Source organism: Lentzea kristufekii (genome assembly GCF_033949925.1).
Taxonomy (GTDB): Bacteria; Actinomycetota; Actinomycetes; order Mycobacteriales; family Pseudonocardiaceae; genus Lentzea; species Lentzea kristufekii.
This window is the reverse complement of record NZ_JAXAVV010000016.1, coordinates 58,757-76,288: the sequence shown is the minus strand read 5'-3', so window position 1 is coordinate 76,288 and position 17,532 is coordinate 58,757. Positions and strand designations below refer to the sequence as shown.

Annotated in this window: 12 protein-coding genes; 1 reads left to right on the top strand and 11 read right to left on the bottom strand. The window is 67.9% G+C overall.

Features of this window, described 5'->3' with window-relative positions:
* Positions 1–18: 18 nt before the first annotated feature.
* The 6 genes from SK571_RS29585 to SK571_RS29560 all read right to left on the bottom strand — a co-directional run bounded on the left by SK571_RS29585 (position 19) and on the right by SK571_RS29560 (position 6,689).
* Positions 19–1,719, bottom strand: a complete 1,701-nt coding sequence (locus SK571_RS29585; protein ID WP_319987360.1) for a class I adenylate-forming enzyme family protein — start codon at positions 1,717–1,719, stop codon at positions 19–21.
* An 11-nt stretch (positions 1,720–1,730) separates the two neighbouring features.
* Complete coding sequence (locus SK571_RS29580) at positions 1,731–2,564, bottom strand: hypothetical protein (RefSeq protein WP_319987359.1); 834 nt, start codon at positions 2,562–2,564, stop codon at positions 1,731–1,733.
* 4 nt (positions 2,565–2,568) lie between these two features.
* Positions 2,569–2,835 carry a MoaD/ThiS family protein gene (locus tag SK571_RS29575; protein WP_319987358.1) on the bottom strand — a complete coding sequence of 89 codons (267 nt, stop codon included), beginning with the start codon at positions 2,833–2,835 and terminating at the stop codon, positions 2,569–2,571.
* Positions 2,832–3,989, bottom strand: a complete 1,158-nt coding sequence (locus tag SK571_RS29570; RefSeq protein ID WP_319987357.1) for an acyl-CoA dehydrogenase family protein — start codon at positions 3,987–3,989, stop codon at positions 2,832–2,834. Before SK571_RS29570 ends, SK571_RS29575 begins: the two co-directional genes overlap by 4 nt.
* Before the next feature lie 161 nt (positions 3,990–4,150).
* The gene (locus tag SK571_RS29565) at positions 4,151–5,080 is read right to left on the bottom strand and encodes a hypothetical protein (RefSeq protein WP_319987356.1); all 930 of its coding nucleotides are present in this window, start codon (positions 5,078–5,080) and stop codon (positions 4,151–4,153) included.
* 361 nt (positions 5,081–5,441) lie between these two features.
* On the bottom strand, positions 5,442–6,689 hold the full coding sequence (locus tag SK571_RS29560) for a hypothetical protein (RefSeq protein WP_319987355.1): 1,248 nt from the start codon (positions 6,687–6,689) through the stop codon (positions 5,442–5,444).
* Between the two features lie 264 nt (positions 6,690–6,953).
* Here SK571_RS29560 and SK571_RS29555 point away from each other — a divergent pair, with 264 nt between their 5' ends.
* On the top strand, positions 6,954–7,163 hold the full coding sequence (locus tag SK571_RS29555) for a hypothetical protein (protein ID WP_319987354.1): 210 nt from the start codon (positions 6,954–6,956) through the stop codon (positions 7,161–7,163).
* A 279-nt stretch (positions 7,164–7,442) separates the two neighbouring features.
* Here the strand turns inward: SK571_RS29555 and SK571_RS29550 are convergent, their stop codons facing one another.
* From SK571_RS29550 to SK571_RS29530, 5 genes are all read right to left on the bottom strand, one after another.
* The gene (locus tag SK571_RS29550) at positions 7,443–8,696 is read right to left on the bottom strand and encodes a DUF2399 domain-containing protein (RefSeq protein WP_319987353.1); all 1,254 of its coding nucleotides are present in this window, start codon (positions 8,694–8,696) and stop codon (positions 7,443–7,445) included.
* Positions 8,693–12,901 carry a TIGR02680 family protein gene (locus SK571_RS29545; RefSeq protein ID WP_319987352.1) on the bottom strand — a complete coding sequence of 1,403 codons (4,209 nt, stop codon included), beginning with the start codon at positions 12,899–12,901 and terminating at the stop codon, positions 8,693–8,695. Before SK571_RS29545 ends, SK571_RS29550 begins: the two co-directional genes overlap by 4 nt.
* Complete coding sequence (locus SK571_RS29540) at positions 12,898–14,043, bottom strand: TIGR02678 family protein (protein WP_319987351.1); 1,146 nt, start codon at positions 14,041–14,043, stop codon at positions 12,898–12,900. Before SK571_RS29540 ends, SK571_RS29545 begins: the two co-directional genes overlap by 4 nt.
* The gene (locus tag SK571_RS29535) at positions 14,040–15,572 is read right to left on the bottom strand and encodes a DUF2397 domain-containing protein (RefSeq protein WP_319987350.1); all 1,533 of its coding nucleotides are present in this window, start codon (positions 15,570–15,572) and stop codon (positions 14,040–14,042) included. Before SK571_RS29535 ends, SK571_RS29540 begins: the two co-directional genes overlap by 4 nt.
* Before the next feature lie 100 nt (positions 15,573–15,672).
* Positions 15,673–17,325: an SWIM zinc finger family protein gene (locus SK571_RS29530; protein ID WP_319987349.1), complete on the bottom strand. Its 1,653-nt coding sequence runs from the start codon at positions 17,323–17,325 to the stop codon at positions 15,673–15,675.
* Positions 17,326–17,532: the final 207 nt, after the last annotated feature.

Here is a 17,532-nt window from a genome sequence, read left to right as displayed (position 1 = left end):
TGTCGGGAGTGGGAGAGATCAGGTCCAGATGCCGCGGCCGTGTGGCCGGCTGCCGGGGATCAGGCGTTCCCGCAGCTCCACCCGCCGGACCTTCCATGTTCCGGTCCTGGGAAAGTCCTCCCACCGGATCTGGATCGGGTCGGCGAGCGCGGGCAGGCCGGCGGTCGCCCGCCGCCAGTCGGCTGGGTCCAGCGGCACGTCGTCCGTGGTGCTGACGACCGGGACCGGCCGTTGCCCCGCCACGGGCAGCACAATCACCTCTGTCGTGTACACGAGGCGATCCAGCAGGACGTCTTCCAGTTCGATCGCGCTGCCGTCGGGCAGGCGATCGATTTCGCGGTCGACGAGCCGCAGAGCTCCCAGCCGGTTGATGACTCCGAAGTCACCCGTGTGCCACCACTGGCCGTCCCGCTTCGCGGCGTGGCGCTCCGGTTCACCGACGTAGGCCAGACAGCGCCCCGGTTGCGCGATCTCGACCAGGCCCGGCTCACCGCGTCCGGTGGGCTCGCCGGTGACCGGGTCCACGGTGCGGATCCGGCCGAATCCCGGGACGGGCCAGCCGAGCAGCTGGGTGGGTGCGGGGCGCCGGCCCCTGCGACGAACCGACCAGCGCAGGTACGGGCGCATCAGCAGCGTGCCGTTCTCGCTCTGGCTCCAGGCCTGCAGCCAGATCGGCATTCTCCGATCACTCGCGTCGAGGAACGTGCGGATCGTGCGCGTGTGGATGGCGTCGAAGGAGTTGATGTACTCGCGAACCCGGCCGAACGGTCGCGCCGGATCGCGTGCCATGCGCTCCCAGGCCAGGAAAACGTTCGGCAACGCTTCCACCAGCGTCGGCCGGTGGGCCACCAGCAGATCGCGTACGTGGGGTCCGAGCGGATCGGAGATCGTCAGCATCCGAGGGCCGATCGCGGTCAGCGACAACAGGTTGTGCGTCTGCCGCTCGTGCCAGAAGGGTTCGGCGTAGGCCCACACGTCGCTCGGCCGGATGCCGATCACCGGCCAGCGCTCCGACTCGATCAGTGCGATGGACCGTTCCGACTCGGCCGAGTGGACCACGAGCTTGGGGATGCCCGTGGTGCCGGAGGTGTGCGTGATGATCATCGCCTCGTCGTCGGCGCGGAAGGCGGGACCGGGCGGCGCGGCACCGCGTAGATCATCGAGGTCCACCAGGTCGGGACGGTCCTGCGGGCCGTCGACGCACACTGTGCGCTCGGTCAGCCGAGCCACCGTGTCCGGGTCGATGCCGCAGGCCTTCACGTGTACCCGGTCGGTCACCAGGAAAGGCCGGTCCAATCGCGCCAGGAGAGTGTGGGCGATCTCGGGGCCGTAGGCACCGGACAGCAACGCGGGTACCGCTCCCAACCTCGCCGCGGCGCAGGCGAGCACCGAGATGTCGAAGTGGTTGCTCTTGAGCACCGCGACCCTGTCCCAAGGCCGGACGCCGAGCTCGTGGAGCCAGCCTGCGGCCTCGTCCACGGCGTGTGCCCATTGCGCGTACGTCCGGGTGTGAGCGCCGGTCGGATCGGTGTCCGCCGGGCGATCCGTCGCGATGACCTGGTGCGGCCAACGATCGGCCGCGATGTGCAGCGCCTCGCCGATGCGGCCGGTCGGCGGTGTGCGGGACAGCGGGGTGAGCCTGCGGCGGATCATCGTGGGTGCCTGCGTGTCCAGGCACCGCGGCCTGCTGTCCTGGAGCCGGGCTTGCGATCGTGACATCATTCCTCCGGTCAGGTGTCGAGCGGATCGAGTCGTTCCCACACCGACAGGTGCACCGCGTCCCGGCCCGGACTGCGCACCTCGTGGTGGAAGACAGGTCCGTCACCGTTGTCCGGGGTGCACACGGTGGTGTTCACCTGGCATTCGTCGAACAGGAACATGGGACGCCGGAAGACCGCGCGCAGCGACCGCAGCGGCGCTGCCACCGCGTGCCGGGTCGTTTCGGAAACGTCCACTGTGAACAGGCGCTCCCTGGCGTGCGTTACCAGCTCGACCATTTCGATGAACGACCACTGGTCGGCGACTTCGCAGTGGCTGCGGCACAGCACGGTGCGCCATGACGACGTCAGTGCCAGATGGTCGCCGGACGGCCACGACTCGGCATCTCTCGCCGGTTGTCGCGCGTCCAGCTCCTGGATCTCGCCGGGAGCGAACGTGGCGAGCAGGTGGTCGGGCAGCGAGCCGGGGCGCGCGGCGAGACTGTCCTTTTCTCCCAAGCGCACCACGCGCACGATCAGCGTGCCGCGGGCGGCGAGGCGATCGGTCGCGAGGTAGTCGACCCACATCCAGAGCCGGTCACCGGTGAGGTCCACACTCATCGTGCAGCGCACCGTGATCCACTCGCTCTCGTCGAACCGTAAGTCCGGTGCGACGTAGTCGATTCCGACCGACTGAACCACGACAGCGGTGCCGTGTTCGGTGATCAGGGCGGGGAACGGCACGAGGTGCGCGGCCAGCCACCGCGCGAAGCTCTCACTCATCAACCCGAGCAGCGTTCGGGGTCGCAGTTGCAGCGGGCTGAACTGGGTCGTGGTGACGGGTTGCGTGAACTCGACCTGCCGCATCGGTTCAGCCTCCTGCGATGGCGGTCAGGACCTCGATCTGATCGGTGTCGCGCAGAGGCAATTCGCCGTCGGGCTTGCTGACGAGCTCTCCGTTGAGCAGTAACCGGTGTACGCGGATGAGGTTGCCTGACTCGTCCCAGAGCACGGGCCTCAGTTGAGGGAACCTCTCGTGCAATTGGCGAAGCGCGTCCGCCAGGTTCACGGCCGTGATCTCGGCCGTGCGTTGATACCCGACGAAACGCAGCAACAGGCCGGTGAATCGGAAAGTCATGTCAGGACCTCGCTCTTCTCGGCGGGCTCGACCAGGCCCGCGGTGACCAGGGCGCCGATGTTGACCTCGATGAGCTCCTGCGTACCGGCCGCGCACAACAGGGCGACGCAGTCCTGCAGGAAGATTCCGTAACGGGGATCGCCGTAGTAGGCGTGACCGCCCAGCACGCGAAACGCCTGGGTCGCGAGCATGACCGCCTGCTCGGTCGCGAAGTGTTTCGCCGCGGAGATGCCGATGTCGAACACGGGGTCGACGGCGCCGTCGGCGACTCTGGCGAGTGTCGAGGCCACGACGGACCTGGTGGTTTCGACAGCGATGTGCATGCGGCCGATCGCCGCCTGCACGTTGGGCAGCTCCGTCACAGGCCCGCCGTGGCGGACGGTCGTGCGCAGTCTGGTCACACATCGCGCCAGCAAGGCGCGCATCATGCCGGTGACGAGGCAGGTGAGGATCAGGCGGCGGTGGTTCAGATAGCGCTGTGCGTGGGCCAGGCCGTCCGCACCGATGACGCGGTCCGCCGAGACCGGCACGTCCCGCAGCACCAGCCTGCCCATGCCGCTGGTGCGGAAGCCGAGGCCGGACGCGGGAAGCACCTCGACCCCGTCGTCGTCGCAGTGGACCAGGCAGCCCACGACGCGACCGGCTTCGTCGCGACCGTAGGTGAGGAAGACATCGGCGGTCGTCGCGCCCGTGATGAAGTCCTTCGCGCCGGACAACACATATCCGTCGCCGACGCGACGCAACTCGGTTCGCATCGAGAACGGGTCGGCATCCTCGGAGAACGCCAGTGTCGCCGTCCGGTCACCGCGGACGATCGGTTTGACGTAGTGCTCGACCAGGTCCGGCCTGCCGCAGTCCTGTAGCACGCTGGCCACGCCCGTGCCCATGCTCATCACGATCGGGAACGCCGGCTCGGCGCACACTCGCGCGAGCTCCTCCATCACCGCGCCCCACGTCCGCAGATCGGCTCCTCCTCCGCCGATGTCCTGGGGGAAGGCGTAGCCGATGAGCCCGGTGGCGCCCGCCATCGCGAAGAATTCCCGAGGTACGGCCTCGCCGGCCAGTTGCCGGTGGTCAGTGGCTCTGCTGATCTGCGCGAGCAAAGCGCCCCACCGCTGTTCGACCAACTCCGCCACGTCGACCTCGGTGCGCACGTGTCCGTCTCCTCCACCGTGAGTTCCCGGTGAACGCTAGGACGAGAAGCACCTTGCGAAGGCCAACTTCGTTGGTAGCAACAGATGTTGTTTGTGGCGTGCGCTGGTGGCACGCGCTGCCTGCGTCGTCGCGCTGGGCGGGACGTCCGCATGATCCCGGCTCACTCGATGCACTGAGAGAGTGGCGTGGTGACGCAGTGGCCGTGCCATGAGGTCAGCACGTCGGTGGTCAGGCGTCGGCGCGCGATCGACAACGGCCCGAGGCCGGAGAGGAGATCGAGCAGGTCGTGCTCCAGGCTCGGTGACGCCGACGTTGTGGGGACGATGCCGATGCTCGCGGCGCCCGCGATCCAGGCCGGCCGGATCTGCGCTATGTCGTCGATGACGTGGACCTGTGTCTCCTCGGCGGCGGCAAGTCTGAACGGGCTCAGGATGTCGGGGTGTGTCACCTCGCCGAGGATGAACGTGGCGTCACAGGACGCCGCCACGGCGCTGATCGTGGCGGCGCGGTCGGACGCGGCATAACAGAGCCCGTCGGGATGTGCGCCTCGCACGCGCGGGTAGAGCGCGCGCAGCGTGGCGATGACCCGTGCGGCGTCCTCGATCAGCATGCCCGGCTGAACGACGTAGGACACGCGATCAGGGTCCAGTCGCTGGTGGCTGATGTGGTCGTCCGAGTCGATCACCACCACGTCGGCGGCCAGATCGTCGAGGAGCGCGGCCAACGTCGGGTGACCGCGTTGGCCGACCACCACGATCTGGTCACCCCGCTCCGCGAACACCCGCATCTCCGCTCGCGCGGTCATGAGGTGATGACAGCCGTGCCGTTCGTCGTCATGGCACGCCGGGCTCGTCGACGCCACCACGGCACGCCGCGTGCGCCACACTGCGGACCACGAGTTCACGGTCTCCCGCGCCGCCTGCAACCCCGCTTCGTCGGAGGCGTGCGCGGCGATGCAGAAGCCGACGGCACGGCCGTCGCGATCCACGTAGGACGCGGCGAACAGCACGCCGTCCGGGGCGTCGGCGCACACTTCGAACGGCCGGCTCGCCGGTGCGACGTTGTGACCGGCGCGGCGCAGGCTGGCCATGAGCACCGATGTGGCCGAGGACAGGACAAGACCGCGTTCCGGGTGGAGAAGCGTTCCAACGCGAAGTTCATGGGGCGCCGTGCCACTGGTGGGAAGTTCGCATCGCTCGACGGACCTGTTCACAACCACTCCAGTTCCTCACCGTAACAGCTCACTGACGGATAGTAGTTGCTCGGTGAAGGAGTGGAAGTCGAGTTGCGGGAATCTACGCGGCAAGGTGAACAGGTGTTCGCCCGATTCGGTGTTCGTTCACGGCGAGATTCCGTGAGGACGCGCGTTCGATTCAAATTCGATCGACAGAAGTTGACGAGGGCTCATATTTCGGGTCGGGACGCCCTGGGGTGATAACTCTGAGTCGGTCTCAAATCCTGCGACTGTCACGGAGCTCGACGGATAGCGCAAGCAGGTTTGCGACGCCCTGGTTGCGACGGTGTGGACGCAACATCGACCGCATGACGGCCACGGCCTTCGTCGCACGCCCGCAGTTGATCAGGGGGTAAGTTTCGAGGAATCGACGCCAGGTATCGACGGCCAGGTCAAGTTCGCCGGAGCCCAGCTGCAGTTCCGCCAGTGTCGCCAGTGTGATCGCACGCGACCGCAGTTCGGGGGCTGGACGGTGCCGGATCGACTCCAGCAGAGCTCTTGTCGCACCGGCCCCATCACGCAACGCGGTACACACCGCGGCTCGCTGATGTGCGAGCGATGCCGCGTGGTGCGTGCCGATGACCTGGGGGGCGACGACCCGCTCGAAGTGGCGCTCGGCTCTGCGCAGGTCGGTCACGGCGGCGCGCCGGTCGCCCGCCGCAGCCCGCGCCACGGCGAGCTGGCCCACGATGAACGCCTGCCTGGGCGATGCCTTGTCCACCAGGGTCTCGGAGGAGACCTCCGCCAGCCGGACAGCCTGGTTGCGATGGCCGAGCACGTGCGCCTGGACGCTCATCGCACGCAGTGTGATCGCGTACATCTCCGCGTTGCGCGCTTCGGCCGCCAGACGCAGCGAGGCGCGGTAGTAGTGCAACGCGCCACCGTGCAGTTCGTCGTCAAACCAGGTGAACCCGCAGAGGTAGTACAGCTGCGACGCGATCGACAACAGCTCGTCGTGCGTCTTCGCGGCGGTGTACGTGCCCTCAAGCAGCGGCTCGACACCGGTCTTGAGGTACTGGGTGAGCGACTGCCGCACGTATCCGGCACCCAGGGTGCGCTCCGTGTCGGAAAACACGCGAAGTGCGGTGCGGGCCGCGTTCACTTCCGCCCGCCCGAACCTGACCTGACCGGCGCGTCGTTCCGGCCCTCCGGTGATCAACATTCCCGCATCCGGCCACGCCGGTACGGACAGATCCGCGACGCTGTAGACCACGAGCCCGTTCTCCCCAGGAAACCCGGCCTCGGCCGGCGTGACCGGACGGCCGAGGCGCCGCGACAGCGCCTCTGCAACGTAGTCAGGCACCGGTCGACGGGGAACCGATCCGCCCAGCCATTGCCCGACCGACGCTCGGGTGTAGAACGTACGCTCGCCGTTCTCCGCGGCGACGATGTTGGTCTCCCGAGCCAGAGTGGCTCCGCTGCAAGCGGATTGCGCCAGTAGTGCGCGTAGCCTCTCGTTGGACATGCGGTGCACCACCGGAACTCTCCTGAACGCAGAAGGGTCACGGTGACCTTACTGGTGCGCACTGGGCCCGCGGGGGTGTCGTTTGCATCGGAACACCAACGGCGGAATAACGAAACCCGGACGTACCAGCGGTCGGTCACGCCCTTGCCGGCGAGCTATGAAATGCGAAGAAGGATGCATCGCCGGGCGCTCGCACTGAACGGCTACCGGCCTGACCGAGCTGCCCATACAGCGCACGAGACTCGACTGGTCGACACTCAACCTATGACCGCTTCGACCTCATCCGACACCTCGGGTCAACGGCGAGAACCAACGACCTCGACCGCGGCTGACGCCATGTGCGGCGATCTGACCGTCACATTCGACATCCGTTATATCGACGGTCCCGCCGGTGATCGACTCGCGGCGGCACAAGCCAAGGCCATATACGCGCTCCTGAAGTGGATGGCCGCAGGCCAAGCCCACCACGACTGACGGTCTATCCGCAGATCGTGGGTTGCTTCCGCCAAGCGGTGCCGGTTCGACTCGCCCATCACCAACCTGCACCGCTTGAATGCTCCGTCCTGCGCAGATCAAAGCCATGATCGTCGGGTGCAGGTTTGAGTCCTGCCGGGGGCACCACAGTGATCAAGCGTTTTCCCATGTCAGCCCCGTTGCCCTAACGGGGCTGACATAATCAGGGAACGCAAACCCACAGGTCAGCCCTGTTCCCCTTGGTCTCCTGCGGGGCTCTGCTCTCTGAAACAAGAGTGTCTACTGGGGCTGCTGATCGACAGAGCGCGCCACAGCCGCAAGGTCAGCCATCAGCAGAGCGAGCACGCGCTCCTCGTGCACCGCAATGCGCGTGAGGTCGTGAACGTTCCGTAGTCCCCCGGCAGCAGTCGCAAGATCGACGGGTGCGTCGTGATGACCGCTCAAACCGCACTCCCCGGCATACGTTCTCGCATCGAAACGCCAAGACCTCGCGCTAGGTGCGACGGAAAGCACCTGGTCGGCGATGGTGAACCCGGCCGGGTCGAAGTCTGCCCGCGCGTGAATCGGGCAGCCGGCGGCAGCGAGTCCAGCGAGGAGATCAAGAGCAGCACCGGAGGCGATCCCATCGGTGCACACCAATGGCGGGCAATCCGCACCAAGAGCATCGGCGGCAGCTTCCGCGATCGTAGGGTTCTCGCACACGAAGACATCGCTCGCGGACGTGGTCCAGTTGCCCCTGAGCGAACGAAGTGTCAGCCAGACGGGCTCGCCGGAGGCGGTGGCGCAGAGCCTTGCGGCAGGGGAATCACCAGTCAGAGGGAGGTTCAGCACCAGCACGCGAGAGGACACGCCATCGCACATCACCCCCGCGGCAGCCCATGCCGCGCGCCAGGCTCGGCCCGCGCGTTGCGGTCGGGGCAAGTCATGCAGGAGCGCGAGGAGACGGGCCACTCCACGTCCCAGTTGCCGATCAGCATCAAGTGCGTGGGCATCGTGCAGAGTGTCCGCAGCGAGTTGTGCAAGCCGTGTCCCGCTGCCAGTGCCCCGCAGTTCAACCAAGACGGTCGCCGTTTGTTCGGCGAGGGTCTGGAGCTCACCTGAGCCCGGCCGAGGTAGCCCTGCGTCTAGCAACCACCTTCCCGCCACGTCTGCGGCTACCCCCGCCTCGGTCAGGTGCGCAGCCGCGCGGTCGCGCTCAGCGGCTGCCTCGGCTTGGGCTCGGCTGCGGTGCGCCTTGTCTGGTTCGATCTGTTCGCCGTGCAGTGCCTCAACGAGTCCGAGCACGGTCAGGTGGTGTTCGGCCAGCCTCGCCGCGAGGTCTTGAAGCCGAACGGGTTTACCGGACAGTTCCCACCGCGTACCGAGCATCAGCGCGACCTCCCGCCGCTGCTCCGCGGTCAGCGCAACACCGGTGAGAGTTCCCGTTTCGGTGCGGTACCCGCGCCTGGCCCGGATGTGGACGGTGTCGAGCACGGCCGTTGGACCTAACAGGCGCGCCCAGTCCTTGATGCCTTGCGGGATCGTTGTCGTCATTCGGCATCCAACTCGGCGAAAAGGCCGTCGGCCGCCATCAGCGCCTCGTCCGCGTGTACGTCCGAAAGCGGCAGTGCGACCGCGGTCCACTCGCCACCGCACCACAGGTACGGAACGGCATCGACTCCGGGCAGCCCCCTGTGCCTGGCGAGGTCGTACACGGCGACCGCCTGCACTGTCGGGTACTTGCACCACTCGTCGTGGGCGGTCAGCATCACGTCCAGGTCGAAGCTCACTGTCAGACCCATGAACGAAGCCTTGATCTCGTCGTCCACACCGGTCATCGCCTCGTCCAGCCACACGCAACGCGGAGCGTGCCCACCAGCGGCGTTGTAGGCGACCACTGCGGCGGCGAACAGCGGCTGGGACAGCAGCACGACCTTCTCGCCGCCGGACTTGGCGCCGTGCTTGGCGGCGTCGAACGGCACCCAGCGGCTGGTGGAACCAGGACGGTACTGCAGCGAGATCTTCAGCCAGCCGCGGTAGTCCAGCGCGGTGGACAGTTGCTCCCGCCAGTCGGCAGAGCCCCCGGCCGCCGCATCCGCCCTGGCAGCGTCGATCTTGCGTGCGAGGAAGGCGCGCACCGTCTCCTGGCGTGCGGGTGAGAGTTGCTGGTAGCCCTGGGTCAGCGCGTCCACCACGGTACCCGCGTCGGGGTCGTTGGGGTCGGGTTCCCACTTCAGCTGCACGGCGTTGCCGTGCCTGGTCGGGTGACTGGTCAACTGCTCGTTGATGTCGGTGAAGGTCCGGGCGGTGTAGTCCAGCCGGTCCTTGAGGTGCTCGATGAACGTGGAGCCGAGCAGGGTGGTCAGCACTCGTTGCTGCTCGGAGTCGAACGCGTTCTCCTGCGCGCGTACCTGGTCGGCGAGCAGGTCCGCAGCGGTCGGGGGCACCTGCCAGCCGGCGGAACTGTCGGCCAGGACGACCACACGTTGGATCGCACCGTCCTGTTCCGGCTCCCGCACGCGGGCGTCACGATCGGGCAGCAGGTCTTGTCGCAGTGCTTCGAGCTTGCTGTAGCAGAGCCTCCAGGCTCGGTCCTCGTCGCCTGGGTCCGGTAGTTCCCGGCGCGCGGTGCGAGTCGACTCGCGCGCGGACTCCACGTTTCGGCGTTCCGGTTCTTCCAGTCCGAGCGGCTGCGCGAGGCCGGCGTCGTAGACCTCCCACCACGCCGAGAGCGCGGCGTCGCGCCTGCTTTCCGCGCTCTGGCGGCGTTCCTCGTGCCGGTCAAGGGTTTCTTCGGCACGGGTGACCGCGACCAGCGCGCCCGTGAGCCTTTTCCTGAGTTCGTCAAGTTCGTGGTCGACCTCCTTCACCAGACGGTCAAGTTCAGCGCGGCGGTCCAACTGCGCGTGGACATCGCTGGTGAGTGCCTCTTCCGCGGTACGCAGGCGGACCTCCGCGTTGCGCTTTCGCCCATGCAGGTCTTGCAGTTCGGCATCGACGTCGGCGAGCCTGCGCTGAGCGCCGGCCAGGTCGCTTCGCAGGCGTGTGAGGGTCGCTGTGTGCAGATCGAGCAGTTCCTTGCGCCGTGCCAGGTCGTCCAGGGCCTGGTGGTAGTCCCGCAACGCCAAGTCGTGGCGTGCCAGATCGTCCAGCGGGAAGGCGTGCTCACCCGCATACGCGGAAAAGTCCGCCCAGGCGGTGTCCCGGGCGGATTCGTTCGCACGGTGGATGTTCCTGGCCGAGATCGCCTTGCGTTCGCTGTCGGCCGCCTGACGTTCCCTCTCCCGCAACGTGGTGACGGCGTCGGTGACCACCCGCTCACCCGGAATCCTCCCGAACTCCTCAGCGAGGCGGCGTAGGTCGTCGTCGAGTTCTCCAATCCTGGTTTCGATCGCGCTCGTCGACTCTTGAAGTGCTTCCAGACGGGTCCGCAACCGGACGATCTCGCGCTGCCTTGCGGACTCGCGGGCGGTGGCCCCCAGGTACGAAGCGGGTCGGGCCACCTCGGCGCGTCCGGACAGGGCGGCACACCGCCACGTTCCGTCCGCGGCCAACCAGGTGTGAGCCTCATCGCCGCCGGGGTGTGAGTCGTGCCAGCCGATCGAGGTGAGCACGGTGTGAATGGCGGTCCGCGTGACACCGCCGGCCGGGGTGGGCTCCAGAACCAGCGTCAGGTTCCCGTCAACCAGGGGTCCACCCGCGCGCACTACCGTGTCCGCTTGTTTCCCGCCTTCCAGGGTGATCAGCTCGCCGTCTGCGCTCAGCCAGGCATCGAGCACACCTGCGGCGGCCAGGGTCGCCTCCAGCAGGTCGACCTCGTCCATCGACAACTCGCCGACCGGCTGCACGCACCGCCAGAACGGCGCACCAAGCCCGCTGTCGGGCTCCGGCCGATCGCGACGGCGCCACGAGTCCGGAGAGGTCGGCGGGCGCTCCGTCCGGTCGAGTACGCCGGCCAGTTCCACTGTGACCTGCTCGTGTTCCATCAGAAGAGCACCGTGCTCATGGACGAGTGCCGCGCGCCGCGCTCTCAGTGCGTCGCGAAACTCCTCGACGTGCCGGGCGACCGCCGCTGCCGGGGAGGCACCGCGCTGTGTTGCAGGAGCGCTCGACGGGTCCGCAGCGGTCAGCTCGGCCACCAGGTCGCACCAGGACTCGATCGTTCGCTCGTCGGCCTTGGCGAGGACGACGCTCGTGTTCCACTCACGGAGCTGCCTGCGCAGGGTGTCCACTGCGGTTTCGACGCCGTCACGTGCCAGCTCCCGCTGTTCGGCGGCGTCGGTCAGGTCCGACTCCCGGTCGGCGAGTGCGTCGGCCGAGCGCGCCGCGTTCGACTCGGCCCGCTCGAACTCCGCCCGCAGCCGCTGCAACCGGGTGAAGCGCTCTCGGCGAACCGAGAGGTCGGCGCGCAACGCGGCCACGTCGCGAACGGGAAGGTGTCGATCGGCCGACTGGTGCAGTCCAGCGGGACGTCCAGCGGTCTCAACGCGTTCGGACGCGCGAACCACATCCGCTTCGGCCAGCTCAGCGACGGAGGCGGCACCTGCCTCCGTCTCGGCAACTTGCACCACGTCCTCAGCCGCCCCTGCGTGGCGCTGTTCGACTCCCCCGAGTTGCTCTGCCAGGGCACCGAGCTGGTCACGAAGTCCTTCGACACGGCTCGCCGCGCTCACGGCATCCTGGAAAGCCTGGCTGTCCAACAACTCGCGTAGCTCCGTGCTGAGGTCACCTTGGTGCGTTCGCGCCTGGCGGATGTCCTTGTCCAGCTCGTCGGCTTCAGCACGGGCCGTGGTCAGCGCGGTTTCCGCAGCGCGGCGGTCTTTGGTGGTGCGGTCCAGTTCGGTGGTCGCCGCGGTCAACGCGTCGGCGCGATGTCGCACGACGGTGCGCGCCCAGGGAATCCAGCCGGTGCGCACGAACCCCGCCAGCCGCACTGCCGCACCGCGGGTTTGCTCCACGGCCGTGCGCAGCTTCTCCAGGTTGTCCCAGCCGTCGGCGAGTTGGGTGACCTCCGCGGTCGCGAGCGGCGGCAGAGCCGCGCGCAGCGTTTCCGCCAGGCTGGCGGGGTTGAGCCGTTCGCCGAGCTTGGGCTTGCGCAGCTGCTTGAGGAGCTCAGTCAGGTTGTCGTAGGCGTCGGCTCCCAGTCCGAACAATTCGGAAGCCACCACGGCTCGGTATCGCGCCGCGCCGTCGGGCACCGTGACACCGGAAACCTTCTTGAGTTCCTTCTGGTCGAGCGGCCGATCGGCCGTGGACAGTTTCAGGTCGCGGCCTGGACGTAGATGGGTGATCAGGTGCCACGTGGTCACCGCTGACGTGCCGCTGCCGCGACGAGCGCTCACACCGAGCCCGCAGACGAAGAACCGCGGCGCGCCGTCGTCGTCGAGCCTGCCGAACTCGGCCCAGGCATAACCCAGACCGGCGTCCGAAGGAGGACGCGGGTCGTCATCCTCTCCCGTGGGCAACAGGTTGAAGCGCATCGTGCGGTGCTGGGATCCGAACGGATCGAGCACCGAGGCACCGATCTCCCCGCGCAGCAACATCAAGGTCGTCAGTTCGAGCACCTTCGTCTTGCCCGCTCCGTTGCCGCCGCGCAGCACCAGGCGACCGTCGGCGAACCAGAACTCCGCCTGGTCGTACTCCCACAGGTTGACGATGCCCACTCGCAAGGGCTGCCAGCGGTGCAGTGCCGGCTCCGGGAGGCCACCCGTCATCGCTGCCGCCAGCCACTGCTCGCGGTCAGGTCCTGGTCGGCTCAACCTTCGCCCTCCTCGTCGAGCCTTGCGTTGACGGCCACCACTCGCGGGTCGCGGTAGCGGGCCGCAGCAGCGGTCAATCGCCAACTGTCCGGTGCGCCGGTCGGGCGCAACAGGTCCAGCGCCCCCAATAGTTCCCGTGCCGTGGATTCCACGGCGTTGTCCACACGCAAGTCGTTGGTCATCGCCTTGGAATGCCGCTCTCGGACCGCGGTAGCCGCTGAACCCAGTTCCTCGGCTGTGATGACCGAACCCGCACCGTGCGTTCGCACCAGCTCGTCAAGAACCATCAAGGCGGCGAAGTCGGCGGCGCGCAGCCTCGGGAACGGCACGTCTGTGTCGGTCTCTTCTGCGGCGATGAGTGCCAGCCCTTCCGCACGTTGCTCGACCACCCAACCGGTCATCTCCACGCACCAGTTCAGAACGCGGTGCCGCTGACCGGTCAGGTAGAACCGCTCTGCGTCGCTGAGGTCCTCGTGCAGGACCACGGGCAGTTCGACCAGCTTGCGCATCAAGCCGATCCGCGCTGCTGCTTCGTGGGGCGCTCCTGCATCGTGTCCCCCGGTGAGCGCGGCGCGCAACGAAGCGGGATCGACCAGGCGCAGCAGCAACTCGCGGCGAACTTCGTAAGCGCCGCCGATCGCGTCACGGCGGCGCGCCCACCCCTCACGCTGGTCCTCGTCGTCACGACCGGTCGGCCGCAGCGCCCCCACGGACACCAACAGGTGGACCGCTTTGACGAACAGCGTGCGCTCGGCGAACCTGTCGGGGTCGTAGTGGGCGAGCTCGACGTCCTCGTGAGTGGAGAGTGCCCGGACCCGGTCGGACAGGTCCTGGGTGGTGGTGATGTCCTCGGCGTCCTCAGCCGCGGCCGCGGCCAGGATCGCCAGGACGAGCACTCTCCGGGCCGGCGGCATGAACCGTCGGGGCGAGACGACGGCACCGTCGAGGGGAAGCCGGAACAACCGGGCCGCGGAGTCGGTCACCACCAGTCGGTAGCCGAGCCGTTGGGCGAACCACTCGCCCAACGTCGCCCGGTGTACCCGCACCAGCGGCCATACCTCGGGGTGAGTGTGCCGGTCGAGCACCGGCGAGCGAAGCAGAGCGGTGAACGCCCGTTGCCGATCAGCAGCCTCGCGGTTCACGCGGGCTCCATTCCGAAGTACCAGTTCAAGGTCGTCATGCTGCCGTTGTCGGCGCGCAGACTAGTGGTGTCGTGTGCCTGCCGTGGTCGACGCAGCGTGATCCGCCACCGACCGTCTCCGGTCACCGCGCTCTCCGACCGCGTCCGCCGCACGACTCCGACGAACTCCAACAGCAGGTCCAGTTCGGCATCAGTGATCTCTCCCCAGTCGGCCAAGTGCGTTCCGGAACGCAGACGCAGCGCGGCCTCCGCACCGTTACGGGCGGCTTGGGCGGCTACCCTGGCCCGTCGGGCAGCGCTCTTGCCGGTCGAGTAGTCCGGAATCCTGGTCCGCCTGCCGACCGCGGCTCGAGCGCCTTGTTCGCGAAAGCGAGCTGTGACCGGCGCGGGCGGCGCGGTGGTCCAGCTCAAGTCGCTGTCGTCGGCTGAGTCCGGCGCCAGAAGCAGGTGGCGCGCGGAGAACGCTCCGACTGCGGTGTCCCAGATCCGCCAGGCGCTTTCGTCGTCGTAGGCGCGTTCGACCGCCACGGCCAGGGCGAGGAGTTCGGCTCGGCGAGTGACCGCGCCACCGGTGTCCAACAGGAGGTTCATGTTGCGTGCCCAGGGAGCGACCAGGTCACGCAGCTGACGCCGCAGCCTTCTGGCCTGGCTGTCAGCACCGCCGAACCAGGAACCGAGAGCATCCCAGGTGTGCGCCCAGCGACGTGCCTGGGACGCCACCACCTCGTCGTCGGCATCGGTGTCCAACGCGGCGCGAACGCATGCCCGCCACACGTCAGGGGTCAGCAGCGGGTCGAGCTCGACCACCAGCTCCGCGATCCGCGGTGTGTGGACATCGACCTGCTCTCCCCACATGCCGATGTAGGAACGCAACGTCTGCCACAACAAGTCCTGCTTGGCTGGGTCCGGGCCACCCGACAGGGCGTGTGCCAGCGTGCGCTGCCACCCGCGAGCGGCTGTGGCCATCGCCTGGTGCATGGCGCCGACCTGCTGGAACTCTGTAGCTGCGTTGGTGTACACCGCGTGGCGAACGGACTCCGCGAAGGCGATCAGTCGTTCGTGGATGGCACGTGGGGCCAGTGTCAGATCGCCCGCGGCCTCCTCGGTGTCGTCGACCGATGCCCAGAAGACGTGCAGGCTGGCTGCTCTCGGAGTGAGCTGGTACCGGTCACGTCGGCGCAGGAAGTCCTCCCCCGAACGAGCCGGTTCCTGCCAACGAGTCAAAACCCGCCACTGCACCAACCGCTCCAACCGTGCGTCGAGGTGCAGGACCTCAGGAGCGAGCAGACGGTCGACCGCGTCGGCCGGCAACTGTCCGGCGAGGCGAGCGCGAACGCCGGTAGCGACCTCGTCGTAGGACAACCCGGTCAGGCTGGTGTCCTGCTCGGCCAGCAGGACCTCGACGATCACCCGGTACTGTGCCGCGAACCGCGAGGTCAGGTAGGCCGGTACGAGTTCCTGTCCCGGCAGGAGCGCTGACCACGGATCAGCGGGTGCCTCCGTCTCCGGCGTCTCGTCGTGATCGATCACGTGCCCAGAGTACGAACGCCAGATGCAGCGCCGAGGGCAACAGCGACACATCACCCGTTGTGATGAATCGTCCGCTGTTCCGGGTCCTGCTCCCAACCGATCAGGGCAACCGAGCCCAATCGAGTTCCTGGCGCAGGGCCCACTTCGTGCGGTGCGCGGCGCGCAAGGCGGTCATGTGAGCGCGGAAGTCGTCGTCGCGGTCACAGCGGGCGAACAGCCCCTTGGCCTCGGCCAGCAGGCGAACGGCCGCCTTGTAGGAGTCACGGTTGCGCACTTCGATCGCCCGGTCGGCAGCGCGGAGCAGGATCGGAATTGCATCGGCCGGGTGGCTCGCGGCACGGACACGCGCGAGGCGAAGCCACAGACCTTCCGAGCAGCCGCCGTCGACCGCTGCTTGCCAGGCAGCCTCGTTCTCGTTGTCGGCCAGCAGGATCTCCACCAATGTCAACGTCGAGCGACCCGGTGGCCGGGATCCCTTGATGGGCTGCAGGTCGGTGAGGAAGGCCAGCGCGCGTTCCCGCCAAAGCGGAAAGGCACCGGCGGTGGCCTCGCGGAGCGCGCGGAACGTCTCCAGACTCGGGCGGTCGGTGAAGTTGGCCCAGAGCATCTCGCCCGCCCGGTCGAGCCGGCCCGCGCGCACGTGGATCCCAGCAGCCAGATCACGCAGGCGAAAGTCGGGTTCGAAGTCGGCCAGGCCGCGCTCCAGCCACGTCAGCGCCTCGTCGTCACGGTCGTCGGCACACAACCGCTCAGCGATGCGGAGCACGTCGTAGGAGCTCGTCAGGTCCCGGGTCAGCACCTCGATCAGCCCATCCGCCCCTCCCGACGACTCGGCCAGGTTCTCCATGAGATGAGGGATGACGAAGCGGCGGGCGCTGTAGTCGTTCGGCTTCTTCGGTGGCAGCTTGCGCCACGCCTGCTCGACGAGTTCCCGGTACCGTGCCAGGCCCGCTGAGCCCAGCACCTCCTCGTACGCGGGCAAGACGTCGAGAAACACCTCGTAATCGGTGCTCACCGCCCGCGTGACCAGACGCTCGGCCAGCTCCACCGGGTCCGCTGAGCCCGCCTCACACGCCGCCAAGTGGATCTCTTCCACGCGGGCGATCGCCTCGGACAGCCCGCCATCGGAGTCGTCCACCCGCTCGGCCGAGGACTCCAGCAGTTCCAGCGCATACTCGGCGAGGATGATCGCGGCATCAGCGAATCCGGCTCCGACCAGCCGTTCAACCTCGTCCAGAGCGTCACCGACGCGCAGGAAGTAGCCGTACGCCCCGCCGTAATCGACAAAATCGGGGATGTCGATGGCGCGTTCCAAGCGGTCTCTGATGTCCCTGTCGTCGAACGCGTTCTTCTGCCCGGCCGCGGCGGCGAGCCGGGCACGCAGCACGCGATCCGATTTCGCGGCCGTCATCAGCTGCTCGATCAGCCACTCCTGATCACAACCACGCAAGAACAACCGCAACCGCTTGTCCGACAACGGCTTCGCACGCGGCTCCCCCACCTCACCGCCTTGCTCCAGCCATGCCAGCGAAGTAGCGACGCAGTGCTTGCAGAACACGCCATCGGCTCCGTACGGGCAGGAGCAACGCCCGCGCAAGCCCTTCGGCGTGACATCGAGCCGCACGCGATAAGTCCGAGTGCCGTCCACCGTTGCGGTCACGGTCGACCCGTCCACCGTGACCCGCCGAACCTGACCGGCCGCGAAGTACCTCTCACCTCGCTCGAACGACCTCGCGTCGGCCAGCGTCCGCACCGTGCTCCTGCTCACCACCACGGCTGGTCATCCTGCCAGCCCTCACTATCGGCGAAGCTCCCGCGCAGGCGACGCTCTCAACTGAACCGCGACAGCAACACGCCACTCGTTTTGGTGAATCCCTTCCATCGGGCGCCGCAGGAGGCGGATTTGGCGGTGAGATGGTCCCCCGCCCCGGAAAGGCACCTCCCCGATGACCTCGCTCTC